Raw genomic sequence first — 22561 nt, forward strand, 5'->3', positions numbered from 1 at the left:
TCTCTTTCGGTCACACGCCGAAAACCCGCCTCTGACCGGGCAGTGTCTTTCGAGTGATCGGTTCGCCCACCGCTACGATAGCGCGGTGGGCCTTCATGTTCAGGCGATTGCCCACACAACACTGCCCGCTGTGGCCACAATCCGCTGCGGCTCGCGCAGGTAAGAGGCTTGCAGGCGATGCCGCACGGCGACCCTTTCCAGCGCCCGCTCATCACCGCGAAGCCAGCGCAGGCCATTTCCATCCGCCCTGCGCTGCACAGCCAGAACCATGGAGCGGCCACGTTCGCGCGCAATCCCCGCGGCGACGGAGAAATCGGCGTAGCGTGTCAGGCCGAGGAACAGCGTATCGCGATGCTCGGCCCAATCGCGCATGTCGCCATACAGAATGGAGGCCATGTCTCGTCCGCTATCCCGGCTTGTCATGCCAAGCTGGCGCGCCAGAAGGGCAAAGCGCTGACCGTCTTCCAGCTGCGCGTCGTAGAAACCGAAGGCGGGCCTGCCGACTGCCGATGCCGGAGCGGACATGGCCCCGCCGGCAGCCGCCGCCGCGCCCAGTGCGGCACCCGATTTCAGCAGTTCGCGGCGGGCAATCATGGTTCTTCTCCTTCGGCGCCAGCGCCGGTCTGCGCGGCAGCGTCCAGCATCAGCGGCTTGCCCGTGAGATAGAGGCTGACATCGCTCAATTGCGCATCGGTCAGTTCGACGCGGGTGATGGGCGGCATCGAGTTCAGGCCATGGCGAACCACCGCCGCGATATATTCCGGCGTCAGATCCTCACGCTCTGCCAGCAGCGACTTCTCGTCCCCAAGACGGCGTGCCAGCATCATGGTGCCGGTTCCGCCCTGGCTGTGGCAGATGCCGCATTTCTGCAGGAAGAGGGCCTGTTCCGGGCTGGCTGGCGCGGCATCCGCCGGGGCGGCAGCTTCTGGCTGGTCGGCACCTGTTCCGCAGGACGAGAGAAAGAGGCAGCCCGCCAGAGCCCGCGCAGTTGCAAGGCGCGTCATGCTTCCACTCCCCCATTCAACGTGCCGATACCGTATTTCCCCGGCGCGATTACACCGTTGGGATCGAGCGCCTGCTTGACCTTCTCGTTGAAGCGAAGCTGGGCCTGATTGTTGAAGCCATAGCTTTTGGCCACCGGCTCCATGAAGTCGATATGGGTGCGGTATTCGCCGTAGCCGTTCGCCGCCGAATCCTCGATCAGGGCAGTGAACAGACCGCGCGAACGCGTGACCATGTCCACATTGTCGCGGTCATAGAGGATCAGGTTCACATTGTTGATGTGGCGACGGCCCATGGTGAAGGAGGTGTAATAGTCCAGCCCATATTCCTCGAACCGCGCCTTCATCCGGGTCGCCTGTGCCAGCGCCAGTTCGCCATCCTGCGGCATGACCGGAGAGAAACCGATGTGCCCGCCGCGCCCGCCATGCCAGTTGACGATTTGCAGCGCCGTAACGCTGGGAATTCCGCGTGCGGACCGCTCTATCGGATCGCCCTGCTGCCAGGTGGTCCAGTCCAGCTTGTAATCGAGCTGGGGCTCAAGCGCGTCGGAGATCTCCTTCATATGCGCTTCCACCATGCCCGGCCCACCGGCGACATTCAGGCGGAAGCTCCACCAGCCCATGCCATATTTGTCGATGATCTTCTGCGCGACCTCATCGGGCATCGCGCCTTCACCATCGTACCAGTCGCTGCGCTGGGAATAGACGGCGGCTTCATGCATGAAATTGCCGAACACGAAGTTGTGGCGGATGACATCGCGCCGGCGCAAATCGCCCAGCTTGTCGATGGCCCAGCCGATGTCGGCAAACTGCGGCAAGGTGATGCTGGCCTTGGCCGACATCTGCGGTTCCGGCTGCAGCCAGACACCTGCCTGGGTGACGATCCCGAAGTTCGACTGCATGAACATCTGATCCCACGACGGACCATAGCCATATTTGTAGTGATAGCTGCCCTTGCTGCCTTCCAGCGCCCCCAGCCCGGTGCGGAGCAGATCACCGTCCGGCATGACGACTTCCAGCCCGCAAAGCTGCTCTGCGTTGTCGCCGTAGGCCGTGTAGCCGATCCCGCGCTCCAGCGCGTTGCCGATGACACTCCCCCACGCATTGCCCGGCACGGCCATCCACAGCGGGATGTTGTTGTCCTTGAGATAGTTGTAGAGATCGAAGAACCCCACGCCCGGTTCGATGACGCAATAGGCGTGCTTTTCATCGACTTCGAGAATACGGTTCATCCGCCCCATATCCAGCACCACCGTGCCGGGGACGACCGTGGAGGTGCCGCCGTAGCCGAGATTCTTGCCCCGCCCCACCGGCCACAGGGGCACGCGATGCTCATTGGCGAGCCGCACGATGGCCTGCACCTCCTCGCGCGATGCCGGTGCCACGGCCGCTCCGGGCGCACGGTTGCGCCCGTCACCGAGCGCATAGGCATCCATGTAGGTATCCCGGTCGCTGTCTGTCGCCAGCACCCATTCCTGGCCGACAACGGCGGAAAAGGCAGTCAACGCATTGTGATAAGACCGCTCCGAATGGCCTTGAGGCAAGATCAGTTCCACGCACGCATTCTCCCAAAGTCGGACTTTGCGCGTGCAGGCAGGCGGGCGAGACACCGCACAGGTGCTCATCAGCCAGCTGCACATCGCCGCCGTGTTTTCCCTTGAATTAGTACGTACGTACGAATTATGTCAACTTCCACCGGATAGAACAGGAAATTCAGTGACCAAATCTGCGGCAAATCGGGATCGGCCAGCGCGCAAGATGCCCAAGTCCAAAGAGGCCTTTCTCGATGCGGCGACGCGGCTTTTCGCTGCTCACGGCTATGACGGAATGACCATCCGCGATGTCGCGAAGGAGGCAGGCGCAACCCTTGGCACCCTCCATTATCACTGGGGCAACAAGGATGGTCTGGTGCGGGATATCTGCGCATTGCAGCTCCAGCCGCTGGTCGATGCCCGACTGGCGCGCTACGCCGCGCTGGACGAGTTCAACCGCACCCACCCAGGCAACAAGGAGCGCATCGCCGCCCTGCTGCGCGCCCATTTCGATCCCTTCATCGACATCTTCGGCGGCAGCGATGCAGAACGCAGCCTGATGCAGCAGTTTTATATTCGGGTCAGTTCCGATCCCGCGCCCGCCGTACGCGCGATCTCCAACGAGATCATGACGGAGATGAGCCGCGAATTCGTGCGCCGCCTCCATAATCTGTGCGACCACTTGCCCAGGCAGGAATTTCATTGGCGCCTGAACGCGGTGCTGGGCACGACGCTGCATTTGCAGGCATTCAGTACACGACTGTCCAATCTGGCCCAGCGGCTGGACCTCGCTTCAGGCGACGAAGACTATATGGCCATTCGCAACGCGATCACCCCGACCGTTCACTTTCTGGTGGAAGCCCTGGTCGCCCCTCCCTGCGATGGCGACGAAGCGGCGAAAGAGCCATCGGGATAGAGCCGTCATACCTCCCGCAGCGGCACCCGGTCGCTAATCTGCGGGGTCGAGGACAAGCAACAATCGCCTTTGCCCTGAACCCGCGATTGGCGGCGAACGATGCAAGATTGCCGGTTGATCGACCAACAGCCGCCCTTTGAAAATTGCCACCTCTCCCGCGGCAAGCTGATGGACAGGCGGGTTCTCGCCGCTGCTCCGGTCAATCCATTGGGTGCCGGGCCCCACAAGCGGCATCAGCAGGCGGGTCTGCACATAGTCCATGTGAAACTTGCGGCAGGCATCGGTCTCGATCACTTCCAGCCGCAGGCGGAGTTTCTGGCAGGCCATCACCCCCGCAAACCGCGATGCGAGCGCGGCAATCTCGTCCATCAGATGATCGGCTGGCAGTGTCCGCGGATAGCCGGCATCGCGCAGCAACAGGTGCAGCGAGGCGTGATAATCCGGCCCGTCTATCGCGGCATCGATGTCGGCGATCTCATCCCAGTTCAGCCGGTCGAGCCAGTCGAGCGCTGCCGGACGCGGGCGCTGCCAGAGCGCAAGCTGCACCGCCGGATCGTGGATGGCGGCCAATATGTCCGGGACAGCTCCATGCCGAACAAACCCGTCCGCCGGGGCCTCGCGATCAGGCTGCCTTACGGTCATTCGGTCATCTCCAGCGCGGGGTAAGCTACTGCGGACGGAGCCACTATTCCGGCACATAGACCAGATCTCCATTGGGCAGGCGGTAGGTCGTGCCTGCCTTGGTCCCGCCGCCCTCGCCCATCTGGTCGCTCGCGGTGTAGCGCTCCAGCTTTTCGCCGTCCCTGATCGTGATGGTCATGTCCTCCTCGCCCGGATTCTCCACCACAACCACCCGTTCGGACTGGAACGGGTTGAGCGGGTTGCGAACGATCAGGACCATCAGAATGGCCGAAATGACCAGAAACAGGTCCACCAGATTGACCACGGAGAGGATCGGATCGTCCGCCTCGTCATCCTCGACAAAACGCATCAGGCGGCCGTCCCGGCGATTTCAATCGCGCGCAACTCTTCCAGCAGCCAGCGCCGCCGGATGGTGTAAACGAGGAAGGATATCGAGGCGGCGATCAGCGCCAGGATAACCGACGAGAAGGCGACGACGAGGTTCTGGCCCAGCGTGGCCCCGTCATTGCTGCCCAGGGCCAGCAGGGCCGGCCCCATCGGGATCATCGTGGCGACAAGGCCCAGCATGGGCGCACTGCGCGAGACAATCCGCAGCCATTCGAGCCGCCGCACGATGACCAGTTCGAGATCGTCGCCCGCGCATCCGGTTGCGCGCTGATGCTGCGTCAGCGGTGTGCCGGGCCGCCCCCGCAGGCGGCCAGCCCCCTCCACCGCAAACCGCCCGAGGCTGACAAGGGCAAAGGCCAGCGACAGCAGGATCAGCACGATCACGGGCACAAGAAACAGGCGGGAGACATCGTAAAGGGTCGCTTCAAGCGCGAGCATCGGCAAATTTCCTGAGGCTGGCGGCGTGGCGCTCGCGAAGCTGGAGCAACACGCCAAGAACAAAGAACAAGAGCAGCGCCAGCAGCGCGGGCATCCGGGCAGAAGCCAGCCGCTCGGGCACGGCTTGGGTAAGATCCTGACGCTGCATGATCCGGCCCATCGCAGGCGCAGTGGCAGGCTCGGCAGGCGGCGGCGGAGCAACGGCTGCTGGCTGCGCGAAGGCCCCCGCCCGCGCCGCCGATGGTGCGGTGCCGGCAAGGCCAAAACCGCGGCTCTCCGCGCCCTGTCCGGCGGCCTCGTCCGCAGCAATCACGGCCTGAAGCTGCGTCAGTCGTTCCGCCAGCGAGCGGCGCGTGGCCTCGTCGGCCTGCCAGTAGTCGCGCGCAATCGCTTCCTGCATGCGTTCGACGATCTGCAACTGCGCGTCGGGATGCAGGCTTTCGAAAAAGCGGTTGAGCCCGAGCCCGCGCACATCGCGGACATAGGTATCGTGCATGGCCTGCCACTGGTCGGCGCGCACGCTGCCCGGATCGGCCACCTGCCAGCCCCACAGGTTGTTGACCACGCCCAGCATGGCATTGGCCCCGGCATAGCCCTCCTGCTGCATTTCGCCGATCCAGTGCGGATTGAGATAGCGCACCCGCAGTTCGTCGGAGAGGAACTGCCCCGCGCTGGCCATGCGCGCCTCGCCCCCGCGCATGTCGGTGACGAAGAGATCGGGCGAACGGCCAGTCAGATGGCGCACCGCGAGCGAGATCCCGCCCAGATATTCGAACGGATGATCGGTCGAAATCAGGCCATGGAGGTTGGAAGACCGGCTCATCACGGCGGCATCGACGTCGCGCAGCTGTTCGGCGAACAGGTTGACGTCATCGAGCTTCAGGCCCCAGTCGCGTGCGCCATAGGCATATTGCATCCGCGCCAGCCACGGTTCGGCCAGATCGGCCTCATCCCGCCAGCCCATCTGCGGTTCGGCGCTGCCCCGGCCAATGGCATCGGGCAGACCGCTGCCATAGTCACCGGGCGCATTGGTAAAGATGCGCAAGCGCGACAGCGCCCGCGCCTGCGAGGCATCGTATCCGCGCTCCAGCAGCGCACGCTCAAGGGTTCGCGAACCGGCGGCCGGTCCGCTGTCTTCGCCGAGATCGGCAATCCGGTCGATGCCTTCGGCCAGCAAGCGCAGGAACACATCGAACTGATCGCGATAGACGCTGGTCGGCTGCATCACCACGTCGATCCGCGGACGCCCCAGTTCGGCGAGCGGGACGATCTCCAGCTGCGTCACGCGGCCGCCGCGATCCCACACCGGGCGCAGACCCAGCGCGTGCAGGATCTGCCCCTCGCCAATGCCGAGCGTGCGGATCGTTTCGCCCGAAAAGACCGAGAAGGCGAGCTTCTCCGGCAAGGCGCCATCGTGCTTCACCTTGTAGGCCGCAATCAGATCGTCGAGCGCCCTGCCCCCTTCCTCATAGGCCGCCTGCGCCGGAACCTTATATGCTTCGAAGGCATAGAGATTGCGCCCGCTCGCCACCTCGGGGGTGCGCACCGGATCGCCCCCTGCCCCGGCGCGCACGAACCGTCCGGCAAGACCGGCCAGCAGCGCCTCGGTCTCGCCGGGCGTGGCAAGGTTGCGGTCATAGGTCCGGGCCAGTTCGATCTGTTCGCGCAGCGCCGGATCGGCAATCGCGCCAATGTCCTCCCCCTCGTGCAGATAGCGATGCAGTACGCGATAGGGCTCGCTCTGGCGGATTGCGTCGAAGCTCTCGGCGAAGGCCTCCTGCGGATCGCGCCCGAGCGCGGCAAGATAGTCCGCCCCCAACTGCTGCATCACCGTGGTCAGCCGGCGGTCCGCCCTTGCCGGTTCGCCGAAGGTATGCAGCCCCAGCGGCACCGAGCTTCGCGCCAGCTGGTGCAGATGGTCGTGCAACTGCGCATAGTAGCCCTCGAAATCCTGCGCGATTGCGGCATCGCTCCAGTCCATGTCGGCATTGAGATGGGCAGCGCTCGCCGCAGCGAGAATGGACGTGGCGACATTGTCGCGCACAGGCCCTGCCTCAAGCTGCGCATATTCGTGGATCAGGGCGTGGATGTCGCGCAGTTCGTCATAGAGTCCGGAGGGCGCGAAGGCAGGCGTCTGGTGGCTGACCGTGACCGCGCGTCCGCGCCTGCGCGCCTGCACCGCTTCGGCGACATTGTCCTGAATGTAGGGATAGAACACCGGCACGTCGCCCAGCAGCAGGAACGGATAGTCTCCGGCCCAGAGGCCCCGGTCCTTGCCCGGAGTCCACTCCTGTGTCCCGTGCGTGCCCATGTGGATAATGGCGTCGGCCCGCTGTCTTTCGCGCACCCACAGATAGGTCGCCATATAGCGGTGATCGGGCGGCAACGCCTTATCGTGGTACGATCCCGCCCTGCCTGTCGCGCGTGGCGGCTGCGGCAGGATGGCGAGTTTGCCGAGTTGCAGCCGGGGGATCAGGAAATTGCCGTCGACCAGTCCGGCGGCCTCGTCAGGCATCCCCCAGCTGGCGAGCATCTCGGCCTGACGCAGCGGCGGCAGGGTCGCAAACCACGCCTTGTACACCGCCAGCGGCAGGGTCGCCGCCAGCCCGCGCCGCGCCAGTTCAGGAAGGGTCTCGGGCCGGTAGAACCCGCCGAGCATCGCCTGCCCGTCCGCGATGATCTGCTGCCCGGTGACCGGCGTGACATCGTAACCGGCGGTCAGCAGGTCGCCTGAAAGTCTGGCAAGGCTATCTGGCAGGTTGAGATTGGAGGCGGCAAGCCCGCTTTCGCCCTGCGGGTAATTCCAGAAGAACAGCGCCAGCGCCTTGTCCTCGGGCGCTTTGCGGCGCAGCGCGGCCAGCCTTGCGATCTTCCCCGACAAGAGGTCGAGCTGCTCGGGAATGGGCACCGGCTCACCATCTTCCACTACGCTGACGACGACCGGATCGGACACGCCCCAGGTTTCGGGCACGGTAATCATCACCGCCGAAGACATGCCATCGGCGCCGCTGGTGCCCTCTCGCCACTGCGCCAGCGTTGCTCCGCGTTCACCCAGCGCCTGCAACACCGGGATATCGAGCGCCTCGAACTCGGCCTTGCGCGCGTCACCATCCTGCATGTGGGTGAAGTTGACCAGCGCCACGGGAGCCAGCGGCGCAACCATCTGCGTGATCGCCTGCGCGTCGCTGCGATCGTACCAGAAGAACGCGGGCATCAGGCCATGATCGGCCATGCTGCGCGCCAGCGCGTCGACGACCTGCGTCTGCATATCGCGCAGAACTCCGTCCGAGATGGCGACCGCCGCCAGTGGCCGGTCCTGCCAGCCCTGCGCGGCGATCCAGTGACGATAGGCCTGCGCCGAGGCGAATGGCGCGGGGGCATCGGGATGGTAGAAGCCTGCCTGCGCAATAGCCTGCGCCGGCGGCAGGTCGTTCAGCTCGCCGCCCGCGACGATGCGGGCCGCGGCGGCCACGAACAGCCTGAGATTGGTCTCTCCTCCCCCGGCGTAGTAGGCGATCAGGCGGCGCGCCTGCGCGGGCGAAAGGTTGCCGAAGGCGGGAGGCCCGCCGCCGACCGCGATCCACGGCATGCTCAGCGCGTCAAGCGAGCCGAGCGCCGCCTTGACCTGTGCCATGTCGCCGGGGCGCGGCCCGTCGAGCACCAGCAGCGCCGCGCCATCGGCAAGGCCCTGCCGGTCCTCGGCCTCGTCGACATAGCGCCAGTCGAGCCGCACCCCGGCCTCGTGCGCCCACTCCTTCATCGGACGGAACTTGCCCGGCAGCACGAACCGTGTCGTCACGATCCGGACCAGAGGCGCGCTCGCCGCTGCGCCGGACGGCTCCTGCGCCACCAGCGAGGATGGCAGCAGGAGCAGCAGGACCACGAATAGCAGGTGCCGCATCCGCCTAAAGCGCCACGCCCAGTCCGACGAAGACCACCCGGCCGGGCTCGGCCAGGGAGTAGAGCGCGGAGCTGTCGGCAAGGCGCTTGTTGAAGATGTTGTCGACCCCGGCCTTGAGCGTCAGCCGGTCGGTCACGGCATGGCTCGCATCGAGGCCCCACAGGCTGTAGGCATCGAGCCGCACCGGCGCGCTGTTGGCAAAGACGGTCTGCTTGCCGATATAGCGCCCGCGCAGGCTGACGCTCGTGGCCTCGCCCACCTCCCACGCCAGGCGAAGCTTCGCGGTGTGGTCGGGGCGCTCGGCGAGGTCTTCGTCCTCGGTAATATTGCGCGCGTCGACATAGCTGTAGCTGGCCGACAGGGTCAGCGCCTCGATCGGCCGGACCTCCGCGCTCGCTTCGATGCCCCGGATGCGCGCTGCCTCGACATTGAGGTAGGTGCGGCGTTCCTGCCCGCGAATGCCGCAGCTTTCCACGCATTCGGTCTGGACCAGATTATCGAGATCGTTCTGGAACAGCGTCACCCCGACGTTCCAGTTTTCGCCGTGATAGAGCGCGCCCACTTCGTAGGCCGTGCTGGTTTCGGGCTTCAGGTCGGGATTGCCGGTGATAATGAACCGACCGCCTGCCGCGACCGTGATATATCCGGGCGAAAGCTGCTTGAGCGTTGCCGCCTTGAAGGCCTCGCCAAACCCGCCGCGCAGGGTCAGGCCGGGGACGGGCTCCACGACCAGATAGGCCCGAGGGCTCACCTCCCAGCCATAGGCCGGGTGATGATCGAACCGGCTGCCCAGGGTCAGGGTCGCGCCCTTGGTGATCTCCCATTCGTCCTGCACGAACAGCGCGTCATGATCGACGCTGTCCTGCCCGGCGGCGTTGATGGTGACATCCTCCAGCTTCTCGTTGCGATGCTCCGCCCCGAAGGTGAGCCGGTTGCCGGCGACCGGAACCACGCTCACACGGCCATCCACAACTGCTTCGATTGCCTTGGTCGGCGCGGTCGGTGTCTGATCGCGGTCGCGTTCGTTCACCCGTTCGAGCACCGAACGGTAGGCGCCCAGCTGAACATCGCCCCAGTTAAAAGCTCCGTTGTAGCGCGCCTGCGTCCGCGCGCGGGTGATGTGATCCTGATACGCGTAGTAGATGGGTGCTCTGCCGGTGGTAACGGCATCGCGTGCGCGATCGTCGTCGCTGGCCATCTGGCCGATCTCGATCCGGTGCCCAGCGGCCACATCCCACCAGGCAATGACGCTCCCGCTCAGGGCATCGCGCGCCTCAAGTTCGCTCAGCAGCGGGTCTTCCTCGCTCTGGGTGCGGTCGCGGCGGCGATATTCGCCCCAGGCCACGACGCCGAGCCCCTCTGCCACCGGTCCGCCGAGCAAAGCGGCGAGCTGCGTGCTGTTGCCGCCCGCGCCGTCACGAAAGCCCTGCATTGCCAACGCGCTCGCCTCGATCCGATCCTGCGGGCGGCGGGTCATGACATTGACGACGCCCGCCAGCGCTTCGGAGCCATACAGTGCCGATAGCGGACCGCGCACCACTTCAACCCGGTCGATCGCAATGCTCGGCACCCAGCCGAGGCTGAAATCGACATGAGCCATATTGGCGCTGGCATCGTTGATGCGCTGGCCATCGACCAGCGTCAGGACATGCTCGTCCGACATGCCGCGGATCGATATGCCGCGCCGGGTCATGCCCACGCCATTGATCTGCACGCCGGGCTCGTCCTCCAGCATTTCGGCCAGATCCTGCACCGGGCGGCGGCGCAGCTGCTCGCCCGTCACCACCGACATGGTGGCCGGCGCCTGCCGGATTTCCTGCGGGAACTGCGATGCGGTCACGACAATGGTGGAGCCGTCGAGCACCTTCTCCCGCTCGGCGCGAAGGGATGCACCGGCGGTTGTTTCCTCTGCCTGCGCCGCATGAGCGCCGACAACGAGAAGCGGGACGAGATAGCGTAGCCTTGGCATTGGGTTCCTTAATGTCGGCCCGACACAGACCTTCCTTCGCACCGCCAGCGCGGATGCGAGGGAGGCAAAGAGCCGACGGGGTTATGATTCGTGATACGATATACTGTGTCATTTATGCGGCGCAACACGTTTGTCTGTCTATGCTACGCCACCGGGAACACGTGTCGCGATCTCCGTGGCCTCCGCCGCAGCGGAGCGAATCGCCATACTGGGGCAGGTAAATGCAGAACCCGTTTGACAGCGGAGGCCGCCGGGCTTTCGCAGCCAGGAGAGGATTGCGGCCTTTCGCGGTTGTCGTCAGTCAACCAAACGGCAATTTTGAAGCGAGCGTGGCCGGATATCGCAGTGTCAGAACAGAGAGACTTTTCCGATCATGAGAAAGACTTCGCAAAGAGCGCTCCGGCCTCGCGCTCGATCAATGATGCCTGACCATACAACAGGTATACTGCGCCAACTTCAGAACCACGTCCGAACCTGAGCGCTCGACGCGATCAGGTCATCATGATGGATCCATCGCCCTGCTCGCAACTGTCCAGCGAGTGGTGAAGACCGACCTGATTATGTTCCAAATGGGTACGCAGTATTTATCAATACTCCAGCCCACCGAGCATTGAACTTAAAGGTCAGATTATTGGCGAAATCCCGTCATCGGCCACCACACCGCGACGTTCCCTTCGAAGCGCCATCGGCCTGAATCCGCCTCGTCTTCCGCAGCGCACGCGGCAACATTTTCATGTTATCCGTCAACACTATAATTCGGGAATTGCGGTTCCATCGCAGGCCTGCGTGGCCACGTCATCGAGGTGCCGGAGCGCATTAACTAACACCGATATAAACAAACCTGCGGGCGCGCCTACCTATCCGTGGATATGTCAGCGTAAATGGTAAAATAACCAGAGCCAGCGAGTCTGAGTGCAGAACACTCGGGGGCACATTTCATGGCTGATAAATCGCTTGGGGCGCCCTGCGCCCTGAACGTTCGTACCGTTTCCGCTTTCGCTGACCAACTCCTGGCCGACATCACAAATTTCAGTTCCGTCGAACTCGATCTGACTGAGTGCGAAGAGCTCGATCTGGCGGCTCTTCAGGCGATCTCGGCAGCCCGCATCCATGCGGCCGATACCGGCAAGACCCTCTCTTTGTCACAGCCTGCTCACGGGGCGCTGCGCAGCGTGCTCGACCGAGCGGGATTCACCACCGACCCCTCCCCTGCGGATGTCGACTTCTGGTTCCACGGAGAAAGCCCCCAATGACCGCTTCCATTCTTACTGTCGACGATTCGCCCAGCATCCGCATGGCTATCCGTATCGCGCTCACTGGCGCCGGCTATTCCGTGCAGGAAGCGGGCGACGGGGTCGAAGGGCTGGCCAAGGCCGAAGCAAGCAGGTTCGACATGATCGTGACCGATCTCAACATGCCCAACATGGACGGGCTGACCATGATCCGCGAATTGCGCAAGCAACCCGCGCAGGCAGGCATTCCGATCATCTTCCTGACAACCGAATCCGATGCCGACATGAAGTCGCAAGCGAAGGCGGCTGGCGCAACCGGGTGGCTGGTCAAGCCGTTCGTACCGGAACAGCTGGTCAAGGTCGCACAGAAGGTGCTCGGACGGTGAACGCCGAGGATCCCGCCGCAGCCTTCCGTATCGAGGCTGGCGAGCTGCTCGAACAGGTTGAACAAGGCCTGCTCGACCTCGGTCACAGCCTTGCCGATATGGACCTGATCAACGCGGTTTTCCGCGGCCTCCACACACTCAAGGGCTCGGGCGCCATGTTCGGCTTCGACGCTCTGGCGGCCTTCACCCACCATTGCGAAACCGCCTTCGATCGGGTGCGCAAGGGGCAAGTGCCCGCCACCGCCGAACTCGTTGCCGTGATCCTCTCCGCACAGGACCACATGCGCGCGCTGGTCGAGGGGGATGCTCCTGACGCCGATGGCGAGGCTATCCTCGCGCGCCTCCAGCATGCGCTGGAGAGTGCATCGGGCGCCGAACCGCCGGTGGCAGAGCCGGGGGCAGACCGCCAAGGCTGGCGGCTGTTCTTTCGCCTCCCCGCCGACGCGATGGCAAACGGCACCAATCCCCTCATGCTGCTCGACGAGCTACGCGATCTGGGTGAGGCGCATATCGTTGCCCGCACGGACGAGATCCCGCCCCTGCCCGATCTTGTGGCAACGCAGTGCCATATCGGCTGGGATGTCACCCTTATCGGAGACATCAGCCGCGAGGATATCGAGGACGTGTTCATCTTCGTCATGGATGACATGACGCTGGAGCTTGAGCCGCTCGGCGATGAGACTTCCGACGACACGGCCGAGGCCGACTCCTGCGCCGTGGCGACCTCTCCGGTTGCCGACACCCCGCAGGCCGGCGCACCGTCCAGCGCTGCTGCCGCTTCTGCTGCAAAGGCAGGCGAAAGCGTCCGCGTACCTGCCGAGCGGCTCGATGAACTGATGGACCGCGTGGGCGAACTCGTCATCGCACAAAGCCGCTTGTCCCAACTGGCTCACGACGGGGACGATCTGGTGCTGCGGTCGGTATCCGAAGAGATCGAGCGGCTGGCGAACGAGCTGCGCGATACCATGATGGTCGTGCGCATGGTGCCGGTCGCATCGCTGTTCAGCCGCTTCCGCCGTCTGGTCCACGATCTGGCGAACGACACCGGCAAGCAGATCGCGCTGGTCACCGAAGGCGAAAGCACCGAGGTCGACAAGACGGTGATCGAGCGATTGTTCGATCCCCTTGTCCACATCATCCGCAACAGCTGCGATCACGGGCTGGAAACTGCCGCCGAACGCGCTGCGGCCGGCAAGCCGGAAACCGGCACCGTCCGCCTGTCAGCCCATCAGGCGAGCGGCGAAGTCCTCATCACCATCCGCGACGATGGCCGGGGCATCGACCGCGAGCGTGTGCGCGCCAAAGCGGATGCCAACGGCCTGATCCAGCCGGGCCAGGTGCTGTCAGAAAGCGAACTGCTCAGCCTCATCTTCCACCCCGGATTTTCCACGGCGGCGCAGGTGACGAACCTGTCGGGCCGGGGCGTGGGGATGGACGTGGTCAAGCGCACCATCGAGAGCCTGCGCGGTTCGATCGACGTTGCCAGCACCGAGGGCGAAGGCTCCACCATCACCCTGCGCATCCCGCTGACGCTTGCCATCATTCAGGGCCTGCTGGTGCGGGTCGGCAACGGGTCCTACGTGATCCCGCTGGCGGCGGTGGAGGAATGCATCGAGCTTTCGCTTGAAGAGGATTTCCGTTCGCGCGGGCGCAGCCTCATCAACCTGCGCGACCGGCTGGTTCCGTTCCTGCGGTTGCGCGAGCTGTTCGCCACCGGAACCAAGCCCGATACACATCAGAAGATCGTGATCGTCGCCATCGGCAACGAACGGGTCGGCCTCGTGGTCGATCAGATCATCGGCAACCACCAGACCGTCATCAAGTCGCTCTCGGCCTTCCACAGCGGCATTGCCACCTTCTCGGGCGCGACGATCCTTGGCGACGGCAACGTCGCCCTGATCCTCGACGTCGGGCAGCTGGTCGCCATGGGGCAGAGCGTCGACACCGAGGAGAAAATCCATGCAGTTGGCTGACCTTGCCGATGTCGGCGCAACCGAAGCTCACGGCATCGCCTGGAGCGAGCGCGGCGAGGTCGAAGTGCTGACCTTCGAGCTATCCGGTGAGGTGCTCGCGATCGAGGCGATCCGTGTGTTCGAAATCCTCGACGTCCTCACCGACACGGTTGTTCCGGGCGCGCCGCCGCTGGTGGACCGGATCGTCAATTTTCGCGGCAAAATCATTCCTGTCGCCGATCTGAGGCTCGCCTTCGGGATGGAGCGGGCGGAGCAAACGGTCGACAGCCGGATCGTGGTTATCGAGCTTGCGCTCGATGGTGAGGTCACGCTGCTCGGCCTCTGGGCGGACCGCGTGCTCGAAGTCGCGACTTTCGTCCGCTCGCAGTGCGAAGAACCGCCAATGGTCGGAATGCGCTGGCGGCGCGAGTACGTCCGCTACCTCGCGCGCAGACCAAACGGCGTGGCCATAGTGCCCGACCTCAGGACAATTTTGGAAACCGTCTTCTTCGAACGGGCCGGCAGCTAACGCGCCCGAAGACACCCAACAAACCAGAACGCCACTTCTATCCAACAACAGCAATTTATTGCTCAAATCAGGAACAACGTCATGCAAATGACTCTTAAAGCCAAGCTGGCGGCCGCCTTTTCCGCCATACTGCTTCTAACCGCTATCCTCGGGGGAGTTGGCATCACCCAGATCAGCTCGGTTAACAATCAATCCACGGTGATTGCCGAAAACTGGATGCCCAGCATCGATGCCATTCACAAGATCAACACAGCCACCTCTGACCTGCGCGTGAAGGAGTTTCGACATGTGGTGTCCACCACGGCGGCCGACATGAACGCGGCCGAACAGGACATGACCGAAATTCTTTCAAGAATGGAAGAGGATCGCAAGAAGTATGATGCGCTGATCGCATCGGACGAGGAGCGCGCGATCTATGACGAGTTCGGGCAGCAGTTCGATCAGTACATGAAGGCGCATGACGCCATTATCGCCTTGTCGCGCCAGAACCAAAATGAGGCGGCCTCACAAGCACTCGCTTCGTCGCTCCAGCTCTACGATGCCTATTCGGCAACGCTGATGAAGCTTGTGAAGCTTAACGTCGATGGTGGCCGTAAGGCCAGTGCCGAGGCCAACGAGATCTACTCGAACGCCCGCATGCTGTTCATCGCGCTCATCGTCCTCGCGCTCGTGGTCGGCGTCGCTGCGGCCTTGCTGGTGACCCGCAGCGTCCTCAGGCAGCTTGGCGGCGAACCCAACTATGCCCGCGAAATCATGCGCGAAATCGCTGATGGTAACCTCACGGTCGACGTTGTGACCAAGCAAGGCGACCGCGACAGCCTGCTCGCAGCCGTCGCTGTCATGGTCGACCGCCTGAAGGACGTCATCGGCAAGACCAGCCGCGCATCCGACAACGTCGCCTCGGGCAGCCAGGAGCTTTCCGCCAGCTCGGAACAGCTCTCGCAGGGCGCCACCGAACAGGCCTCTGCCGCCGAGCAGGCCTCCGCCTCGATGGAAGAGATGGCTGCCAACATTCGCCAGAACGCCGAGAACGCCGCGCAGACCGAAAAGATCGCCCAGCAATCCTCGTCCGCTGCCGAACAAAGCGGCATCGCGGTCGACAAGGCGGTCATCGCCATGCGCACCATCGCCGAGAAGATCAGCATCGTGCAGGAAATCGCCCGACAGACCGACCTCCTTGCGCTCAACGCCGCCGTCGAGGCTGCTCGGGCCGGGGAACATGGCCGCGGTTTCGCCGTCGTCGCCTCGGAAGTGCGCAAGCTGGCCGAACGCAGCCAGTCGTCCGCCGCAGAAATCAGCGCCGTGTCGACCGACACGGTGGCAGCCGCGACCGAAGCGGGCGAAATGCTGACCAAGCTGGTGCCCGATATTCGCCGCACCGCCGAACTGGTAGCAGAGATCAGCGCCGCCTGCCGCGAACAGGACATCGGCTCGGCCCAGATCAACGAAGCGATCCAGCAGCTCGACAAGGTCACGCAGCAGAACGCCAGCGCCTCGGAGCAGATTTCGACCACTTCGGAAGAACTGGCCGGACAGGCAGAGGAGCTGCAGACCTCGATCGCCTACTTCACGGTTGAGGAAGACGGTGCCGGACACGGCCCGGCCAAGTCGGCTGCGCCAGCCAGATCCGCGCTGCGCAAGCCGGTGAAGGCAGCCGCCCGCAAGACGTCGCACAAGGCCAATTCCGTCGCCGATCAGCAGTCGCGCGCCAACGGCTTCGCGCTCGACCTGACCAATGGCGGGCCGGACGAGGACGACGCCCACTTCGGACGGGCCGCATGACCGCTCGCGAAAACATCCAGGCGGTGACCTTCGCGCTCGGGAAGGAGGTCTTCGCTGTGCCGGTCCGCCTGGTACGGGAAATTCTGGACTACCGGGAGCCGTTCAATCTCCCCAATGGACCGGACTATTTCGTCGGGCTGACCGAGGTGCGTGGACAGGGGGTGCCGACGGTCGATTTCCGTCGGCGCCTCGGCCTCCCCTGCGTCGAGACCACCTTGTCGACGCGGATTATCATCCTCGACATCCCTCTGGCGGATGGCACGCTTTCGCTCGGGCTCGTGATTGACCGGGTGCTGGGTGTGAACATCTACGAGGCGGACCAGATCGAGGATGCGCCCGATATCGGCGTCAAATGGCGCTCGGACTACATCGAGGGCGTTGTCCGCGAAGAGGCTGGCTTCATCGTGATCGTCGATATTGCCCGCATCTTTACCGGCGAAGAAGCCGAACTGCTCGCAGTCTCGGCGTCAAAAGCGGCCTGAAAGCAGGCGGGCGGCCGGGCCTGTCCCGCCGCCCCCAGCCTTCCGATACCCTTAGGAGACATGACGTGCCGCACGCCGCTTTGAAGGCACCGCAACAAGTGGATGGCATCAGCCCGCGCAACTTCGCCCGGCTGGCCAGTTTCATTCACTCGGAAACCGGCATCAAGATGCCGCACAACAAGCTTACCATGCTGGAGGGGCGCCTGCGCCGCCGGGTGCGCGCAACCGGCGTTGCGGATCTGAACGCCTATTGCGAACTTTTGTTCGATCCGGGCTGCCATGAGGAGGAGACTGTCCACCTCATCAACGCGGTTACGACGAACAAGACCGATTTCTTCCGTGAACCACGCCATTTCGACTATCTGACACAGGCGATCCTGCCCGAACTCAAGGCACGCGGCTCACGGCGCATCCGCGTCTGGAGCGCCGCCTGTTCGACCGGGGCAGAGCCTTATACGCTCGCCATGCTGCTCGACGATTTTGCCGAGCAGCATGGCGGGCCGACTTACGGCATCCTAGCAACCGACCTCGACACGCAAGTGCTGGAAGTCGCCCGCCGGGGCATCTATCCGGCCGAACTGGTGCAGCCGGTCCCCGAACGTCTGCGTAGCCGCTACGTCATGCAACCGCTGCAAAAGGGCCATGGCGATGTGCGCATCGTCCCGGCGCTGCGCTCGGCAATCGGCTATGCGCGGCTCAACCTGATGGACGATCACTATCCGGTCGGCGACCCGATGGACATCATCTTCTGCCGCAATGTCCTGATCTATTTCGATAAGCCAACGCAGGAACAGGTCGTTTCCAAGCTTTGCGACCGGCTCCGCGTCGGTGGCTGGCTGGTGGTTGGCCACTCGGAATCGATTGCCGGGATGAATCTGCCAGTCGAGCAGGTTTCCAACAACGTCTTCAAGCGGATCTAGGCGATGGTTGCTCGTAAAATCCGGGTGCTCGTCATCGACGATTCGGCCAGCGTTCGCCGCGCCATGACGACGATTCTGGAGGAAGACCCCGAGATCGAGGTCATCGCCGCCGCTTCCGATCCGATTTCGGCGGCGCGCTATATCCGCGACGAGGTGCCGGACGTCATCACCCTCGACGTGGAGATGCCGCGCATGGATGGCGTGACATTCCTGCGCAAGCTGATGAGCCAATGCCCCCTGCCCGTCGTCATGTGTTCATCGCTGGTCGAGGAGGGGTCGGAAACGCTGCTTCAGGCGCTGGAAGCGGGTGCGGTGGATATCATTCTCAAGCCGCGCCTCGGCGTTGCCGATCATCTGGCCGAAGCCCGGATGACGATCCGCGAGACCGTGAAAGGCGTTGCCAGGGCACGCGTCGGCGGGCGGGCCTCAAGGGTGCGTTCCGCCGAGCCGGAGAAGAAGCTCACGGCCGATGCCGTGCTGCCCCCACCCACCGGCCGCGCCATGAGCCGCACCACCGAGATGGTCGTCTGTATCGGTGCATCGACCGGGGGGACCGAAGCACTGCGAGAGGTGCTGGAGGCCCTGCCCGCCGATTCCCCCGGCATCGTGGTGGTGCAACACATGCCCGAAAGCTTCACCAGAGCCTTTGCCAACCGGCTCAACAAGAGCTGCGCGGTCGACGTCAAGGAAGCGGCGCATGGCGACACCGTGATGCGCGGGCACGTGCTGATCGCGCCGGGCGGGCTGCGCCACACCATGCTGGAACGGCAGGGCGCGCGCTATCACGTCTCGGTTCGCGAGGGTCCGCTCGTTTCGCGCCATCGGCCTTCCGTCGATGTGCTGTTCCGCTCTGCCGCGCGCAATGCCGGGTCCAATGCGGTTGGCATCATCATGACCGGGATGGGCGACGACGGCGCCCGCGGCTTGCTCGAAATGAAGGAAGCCGGTGCCAGAACGATCGCACAGGACGAGGCGACCTCGATCGTGTTCGGCATGCCCAGGGAAGCGATTGCACGAGGGGCCGCCGACAAGGTGGCGCCGCTTGGCGCGATTGCACGCGAACTACTTCAGGCAGCGGCGCGCTAGTGCCCCTGTTCATGCTCCAGATCAGGTAAACCCATGAGCTATATAGACATCGCCGCAGACATCCCGAAAGTCGACGCAGCCATCCTGCCCCTGCGCGACGATCTCGCCAGTCTTATCTCGGGGCTGGATGCCTGCTTCGTGCAGGCAGGCAGTGCGCTCGCCGTTTCGGTGGAGGCAATCGACCGGATTGTCGCGGCCCTCTCCGGGATCGGCAGTGCGCTGGAGGATGACACCGGAGTGAGCGCAGTCGACACGCTCATCGGCGTTGCCGGACGTGTCTCGACCTTGCCGGAACAATGCGAAGGTCGCGGCAAGAGCCTTGTCGTTGTGCAGCAATCCTCCGCCCGGTTGCGGAGCAGGATCGCCAAGGTGCTCGACACCCTACGGGCGCTGCGCATCTATGGGATGAACGTGAAGATAGCATCCTGGGGCGCGCGCGAGTTTGTCGAATCGGTCGAAACCATGTTCGTGCGCATCACCGGAGGCGAGGAGAACGTAAAAGCCTTCGACAGCCGCCTCGCCGCTCTGTGCGAAAGCGTAGCCAGCGTGGAAAAGATGGACAGGTTGCTGCTGTCGGAATGCCGCAAGGTCATTCCGGTCGTTCCCGACCGGCTTGCCGAAGACGCCGAAGGCCTGCGCTCGCATCAGCACAAGGTGACCGAGGTCGCCAATGCGAGCAAGGATCTAGCCCTCGCGATCCAGCTCAAGGTTGCGACTGCTCTGGGTGCGCTGCAAATCGGCGACATTACGCGGCAACGGCTCGAGAACGTCGTGGGCGGAATCCAGCTCCTGCATGCGCATCAGGCCGAATGGGAGGGCGATCCACAAGCGGCGGCCTGGGCCAGCGCGCATGTCCTGCGCCTGTTCGCGGCGCAGCTGAACGAAACAGCGGAAGAGTTCGGTGTGCAGGCCGCGCTGCTGGTGGAATCGCTGGAGGGCATCGTCCCGGACGCGCGCCAGCTCTTGTCACTGCGCAGCGACAGCGCTGCGGCTGAGGGGCGCACCTTCCTGCGGCAGCTTGAACAATCGATCGCCGGGATCGAGTCGGTGACCAGGAAGCTGGGCAACACGGATCGGCAGACCAGCGCGATTTCCGCGATGATTGCCCAGACGGTCGATGAACTGACTCATCGGGTGGATGAAATCCGCAAGGTGCGCCTCGATGTCCGCGAGATGGCGATCAACATCGACCTGAGGTGCCGCCACATCGACGAGGTCGGCAAGCCGGTTTCCGTGATCGCCAAGGAGATCTGGGCGCAATCCGGCAGCCTTGACGGGACAACGGACGCGATCAGCAAGGAGGTCGTCATCCTCGGCGATGTGGTCAACACGATCCGGGGCAGCGCGGATGATCTCACTGTCGATGTCAACGATGCGCTTGCCAATGCGCTGGCCTGCGTTCGCGCAGGCGCGATGCAGACCGAGCATGCCATCGATGCGGCAGGAGAAGACGTCGCCCGCGTCGTCGATCTGCTGGAGCGCACCTGCATGGAACTGGTCGCCAAGCTGAGCCTCAGCGAGACGATCAAGACCATCAGCCATACCCTGCAGATCATGGCCCCCGAAGTGCGCGAGAGCGAGCCGGGCGAGGCCGCTTCGGCCATGCTGAGCGCCTTGTTACCACAGATCGGCAAGCTCTACACGATGGCGAAAGAGCGCGAAGTTCACCGCCGCTTCCTGCTGCCGCACATGGTTGAGGCGGAGCCCCCCGCGCAGTCCGACACCGACGACGACCTCTTCGACGACGGGCTGTTCTAGAACGGCCAGCCCATTTGTGCGGAAGGGCGGGCACAACGGCTAGACAACGTTGTCCTTCGCCTATATCACTTGGCACCGAGTACACCCCGCCAGTCTAGGGATCGAGAAACATATGAAGCCCCTGTCCAACCTGTTTCTCCTGCTTTCGGTCGCCCTGCTTCCCTCCTGCGCCGGCACGGTCGAAGCTCCGATCGTTGCACAACAATCCGAGCGGCCGAACGTCCTGTTCATCGTCTCGGATGATCTCAACACCCGCCTCGGCACCTATGGTGCGCAGGTGGCGACGCCCAATATCGATGGGCTGGCCAACCGCGGCGTGCGCTTCGACCGCGCCTATACGCAGTATCCGTGGTGCGGGCCGAGCCGGGCTTCGTTCATGACCGGGCTGCGGCCAGACACCGTGGGGGTGTTCGACCTGACCACGCCGCTGCGCGCCAACCATCCCGATCTCGTGACCATCCCCGAGCTGTTCCGCCAGAACGGCTACTTCACGGGCCGGGTCGGCAAGATCTTCCATCAGGGCGTGCCGGGCGGCATCGGCAAGCCGGGCGCGGACGATCCGCAGAGCTGGGACGTGGCGATCGATCCGGCCGGGCACGATATCGAAGTGCTCGACCGGCTCGAGAACATGACGCCGGGAACTCACATCGGTTCGGCAATGGCCTTCTACCGTGACGACGCGGACGATCTTCTCCAGACCGATGGCATGGTCGCCAGCGAGGCGATCCGCCTGATGGAAGAACATCGCGACGAGCCATTCTTCATCGCGGCGGGCTTCTATCGCCCGCATGTGCCCGAAGTGGCTCCCGCCCCCTATTTCGATCTCTACGATCTCGACAAGGTCCCCGCCTGGTCGGTCGAGGACCAGACGCCGCCGCTTCTGGCAAGCACGGCCTGGCTGCCCGACGATCTCGGCATGACCGAGATGGAACAGCGCCGCTTCATCCTGTCCTACTATGCCGCCACCAGCTTCATGGACGCGCAGGTCGGGCGCTTGCTGTCCGCGCTCGAAGAAAAGGGTCTGTCGGACAACACCATCGTCGTCTTCGTCAGCGATCACGGCTTCCTGCTGGGCGAGCACGATCAGTGGATGAAAACCGTGCTGTGGGAGCCCTCGGCACGTGTCCCGCTGGTGATCTACGCCCCGAAGATGGGCGGCAACGGCTCAGCCTCGCCGCGTCTGGTGGAACTGGTCGATCTGTTCCCGACGCTGGCTCAACTCGCAGGGTTGCAGGCCCCCGACACGCTGGAAGGACGCAGCCTGCTGCCCTTGCTCCAGCAACCGGCAATGGATGGTTGGGATCGCCCCGTGTTCACCCAGATCGAGGGCGGACGCAGCGTGCGCACCGCGCGCTGGCACTACGCCGAGTTCGAGGCTGGTCGCAAAGGCCGCCAGCTGTTCGATCATGCGGCCGATCCCGATGAAACCCGCAACCTCGTCGACGATCCGGCCTATGCCGAGGTGGTCGCCCGCCTCAGCGCGCTGCTTCCCGATGAGGTGGAGGAACGCAAGGCCCCGCTGCGCTACGACCCGGAGAACGATTGCCTCGTCCAGCCCGAAGGCGCCTCGATCACGCTCGGCACGCCCTGTTCCGCCTACGTCGATCCATAAGTGACGCGGGACAGACGAGCACATCGGCGCTAGACC

At 64.1% G+C, this 22561-nt stretch carries 19 protein-coding genes; 11 read left to right on the plus strand and 8 right to left on the minus strand.

The window, feature by feature from the left end:
- Positions 1 to 99: 99 nt before the first annotated feature.
- Genes D2V17_RS19835 through D2V17_RS19845 form a run of 3 tightly spaced genes read right to left on the minus strand, consistent with a single transcriptional unit; the run spans position 100 to position 2506 of the window.
- Complete coding sequence (locus D2V17_RS19835) at positions 100 to 594, minus strand: hypothetical protein (RefSeq protein WP_119594873.1); 495 nt, start codon at positions 592 to 594, stop codon at positions 100 to 102.
- The gene (locus D2V17_RS19840; RefSeq protein WP_119594874.1) at positions 591 to 1004 is read right to left on the minus strand and encodes a c-type cytochrome; all 414 of its coding nucleotides are present in this window, start codon (positions 1002 to 1004) and stop codon (positions 591 to 593) included. Before D2V17_RS19840 ends, D2V17_RS19835 begins: the two co-directional genes overlap by 4 nt.
- Positions 1001 to 2506: an FAD-binding oxidoreductase gene (locus tag D2V17_RS19845; protein ID WP_245978833.1), complete on the minus strand. Its 1506-nt coding sequence runs from the start codon at positions 2504 to 2506 to the stop codon at positions 1001 to 1003. The genes D2V17_RS19840 and D2V17_RS19845 overlap by 4 nt, the downstream gene beginning before the upstream one ends.
- 211 nt (positions 2507 to 2717) lie before the next feature.
- Here D2V17_RS19845 and D2V17_RS19850 point away from each other — a divergent pair, with 211 nt between their 5' ends.
- Entirely contained in the window at positions 2718 to 3449 is a 732-nt protein-coding gene (locus D2V17_RS19850) for a TetR/AcrR family transcriptional regulator (protein WP_147367488.1), read from the plus strand.
- Positions 3450 to 3482: 33 nt separating this feature from the next.
- Here the strand turns inward: D2V17_RS19850 and D2V17_RS19855 are convergent, their stop codons facing one another.
- From D2V17_RS19855 to D2V17_RS19875, 5 genes are read right to left on the minus strand one after another with little or no spacing between them, the layout of a single operon-like run.
- Positions 3483 to 4091, minus strand: a complete 609-nt coding sequence (locus tag D2V17_RS19855) for a DUF1826 domain-containing protein (protein ID WP_191229327.1) — start codon at positions 4089 to 4091, stop codon at positions 3483 to 3485.
- Positions 4092 to 4134: 43 nt separating this feature from the next.
- The gene (locus D2V17_RS19860; protein ID WP_119594877.1) at positions 4135 to 4440 is read right to left on the minus strand and encodes a DUF2149 domain-containing protein; all 306 of its coding nucleotides are present in this window, start codon (positions 4438 to 4440) and stop codon (positions 4135 to 4137) included.
- Positions 4440 to 4916 carry a MotA/TolQ/ExbB proton channel family protein gene (locus D2V17_RS19865; protein WP_119594878.1) on the minus strand — a complete coding sequence of 159 codons (477 nt, stop codon included), beginning with the start codon at positions 4914 to 4916 and terminating at the stop codon, positions 4440 to 4442. Before D2V17_RS19865 ends, D2V17_RS19860 begins: the two co-directional genes overlap by 1 nt.
- On the minus strand, positions 4903 to 8817 hold the full coding sequence (gene cobN, locus D2V17_RS19870) for a cobaltochelatase subunit CobN (protein ID WP_119594879.1): 3915 nt from the start codon (positions 8815 to 8817) through the stop codon (positions 4903 to 4905). Before cobN ends, D2V17_RS19865 begins: the two co-directional genes overlap by 14 nt.
- A gap of 4 nt (positions 8818 to 8821) precedes the next feature.
- Positions 8822 to 10786, minus strand: a complete 1965-nt coding sequence (locus tag D2V17_RS19875) for a TonB-dependent receptor domain-containing protein (protein ID WP_119594880.1) — start codon at positions 10784 to 10786, stop codon at positions 8822 to 8824.
- 938 nt (positions 10787 to 11724) lie between these two features.
- Here D2V17_RS19875 and D2V17_RS19880 point away from each other — a divergent pair.
- The 10 genes from D2V17_RS19880 to D2V17_RS19925 all read left to right on the plus strand — a co-directional run bounded on the left by D2V17_RS19880 (position 11725) and on the right by D2V17_RS19925 (position 22525).
- Positions 11725 to 12039, plus strand: a complete 315-nt coding sequence (locus D2V17_RS19880; protein ID WP_119594881.1) for an STAS domain-containing protein — start codon at positions 11725 to 11727, stop codon at positions 12037 to 12039.
- Positions 12036 to 12404: a response regulator gene (locus D2V17_RS19885; RefSeq protein WP_119594882.1), complete on the plus strand. Its 369-nt coding sequence runs from the start codon at positions 12036 to 12038 to the stop codon at positions 12402 to 12404. Before D2V17_RS19880 ends, D2V17_RS19885 begins: the two co-directional genes overlap by 4 nt.
- Positions 12401 to 14377: a chemotaxis protein CheA gene (locus tag D2V17_RS19890; RefSeq protein WP_119594883.1), complete on the plus strand. Its 1977-nt coding sequence runs from the start codon at positions 12401 to 12403 to the stop codon at positions 14375 to 14377. Before D2V17_RS19885 ends, D2V17_RS19890 begins: the two co-directional genes overlap by 4 nt.
- Positions 14364 to 14885, plus strand: a complete 522-nt coding sequence (locus tag D2V17_RS19895) for a chemotaxis protein CheW (protein WP_119594884.1) — start codon at positions 14364 to 14366, stop codon at positions 14883 to 14885. Before D2V17_RS19890 ends, D2V17_RS19895 begins: the two co-directional genes overlap by 14 nt.
- A gap of 81 nt (positions 14886 to 14966) precedes the next feature.
- Positions 14967 to 16667 (plus strand): methyl-accepting chemotaxis protein, encoded by a 1701-nt coding sequence (locus tag D2V17_RS19900; protein ID WP_119594885.1) that lies wholly within the window; start codon positions 14967 to 14969, stop codon positions 16665 to 16667.
- On the plus strand, positions 16664 to 17149 hold the full coding sequence (locus D2V17_RS19905) for a chemotaxis protein CheW (RefSeq protein WP_119594886.1): 486 nt from the start codon (positions 16664 to 16666) through the stop codon (positions 17147 to 17149). The genes D2V17_RS19900 and D2V17_RS19905 overlap by 4 nt, the downstream gene beginning before the upstream one ends.
- Before the next feature lie 65 nt (positions 17150 to 17214).
- On the plus strand, positions 17215 to 18069 hold the full coding sequence (locus tag D2V17_RS19910) for a CheR family methyltransferase (protein ID WP_281270618.1): 855 nt from the start codon (positions 17215 to 17217) through the stop codon (positions 18067 to 18069).
- Positions 18070 to 18072: 3 nt separating this feature from the next.
- Positions 18073 to 19155: a protein-glutamate methylesterase/protein-glutamine glutaminase gene (locus tag D2V17_RS19915; protein ID WP_119594887.1), complete on the plus strand. Its 1083-nt coding sequence runs from the start codon at positions 18073 to 18075 to the stop codon at positions 19153 to 19155.
- Positions 19156 to 19188: 33 nt separating this feature from the next.
- Positions 19189 to 20913, plus strand: coding sequence for a hypothetical protein (locus tag D2V17_RS19920; protein ID WP_119594888.1), 1725 nt, complete (start codon positions 19189 to 19191; stop codon positions 20911 to 20913).
- 112 nt (positions 20914 to 21025) lie between these two features.
- A complete protein-coding gene (locus D2V17_RS19925; RefSeq protein WP_119594889.1) occupies positions 21026 to 22525 on the plus strand; it encodes a sulfatase in 1500 nt (499 codons plus the stop codon).
- The last annotated feature ends 36 nt before the right edge of the window (positions 22526 to 22561 follow it).

The organism is Aurantiacibacter xanthus, from assembly GCF_003584015.1.
In the GTDB taxonomy this organism is placed as follows: Bacteria; Pseudomonadota; Alphaproteobacteria; order Sphingomonadales; family Sphingomonadaceae; genus Alteraurantiacibacter; species Alteraurantiacibacter xanthus.

Bases quoted from the DNA above. Each gene is read 5' to 3' on its own strand.
- D2V17_RS19900 (WP_119594885.1), top strand. From the start codon at position 14,967: ATGCAAATGACTCTTAAAGCCAAGCTGGCGGCCGCCTTTTCCGCCATA.
- D2V17_RS19860 (WP_119594877.1), bottom strand. From the start codon at position 4,440: ATGCGTTTTGTCGAGGATGACGAGGCGGACGATCCGATCCTCTCCGTG.
- D2V17_RS19895 (WP_119594884.1), top strand. From the start codon at position 14,364: ATGCAGTTGGCTGACCTTGCCGATGTCGGCGCAACCGAAGCTCACGGC.
- D2V17_RS19880 (WP_119594881.1), top strand. From the start codon at position 11,725: ATGGCTGATAAATCGCTTGGGGCGCCCTGCGCCCTGAACGTTCGTACC.
- D2V17_RS19925 (WP_119594889.1), top strand. From the start codon at position 21,026: ATGAAGCCCCTGTCCAACCTGTTTCTCCTGCTTTCGGTCGCCCTGCTT.
- D2V17_RS19915 (WP_119594887.1), top strand. From the start codon at position 18,073: ATGGTTGCTCGTAAAATCCGGGTGCTCGTCATCGACGATTCGGCCAGC.
- D2V17_RS19885 (WP_119594882.1), top strand. From the start codon at position 12,036: ATGACCGCTTCCATTCTTACTGTCGACGATTCGCCCAGCATCCGCATG.
- D2V17_RS19875 (WP_119594880.1), bottom strand. From the start codon at position 10,786: ATGCCAAGGCTACGCTATCTCGTCCCGCTTCTCGTTGTCGGCGCTCAT.
- D2V17_RS19905 (WP_119594886.1), top strand. From the start codon at position 16,664: ATGACCGCTCGCGAAAACATCCAGGCGGTGACCTTCGCGCTCGGGAAG.
- D2V17_RS19865 (WP_119594878.1), bottom strand. From the start codon at position 4,916: ATGCTCGCGCTTGAAGCGACCCTTTACGATGTCTCCCGCCTGTTTCTT.
- D2V17_RS19920 (WP_119594888.1), top strand. From the start codon at position 19,189: ATGAGCTATATAGACATCGCCGCAGACATCCCGAAAGTCGACGCAGCC.
- D2V17_RS19855 (WP_191229327.1), bottom strand. From the start codon at position 4,091: ATGACCGTAAGGCAGCCTGATCGCGAGGCCCCGGCGGACGGGTTTGTT.
- cobN (WP_119594879.1), bottom strand. From the start codon at position 8,817: ATGCGGCACCTGCTATTCGTGGTCCTGCTGCTCCTGCTGCCATCCTCG.
- D2V17_RS19840 (WP_119594874.1), bottom strand. From the start codon at position 1,004: ATGACGCGCCTTGCAACTGCGCGGGCTCTGGCGGGCTGCCTCTTTCTC.
- D2V17_RS19835 (WP_119594873.1), bottom strand. From the start codon at position 594: ATGATTGCCCGCCGCGAACTGCTGAAATCGGGTGCCGCACTGGGCGCG.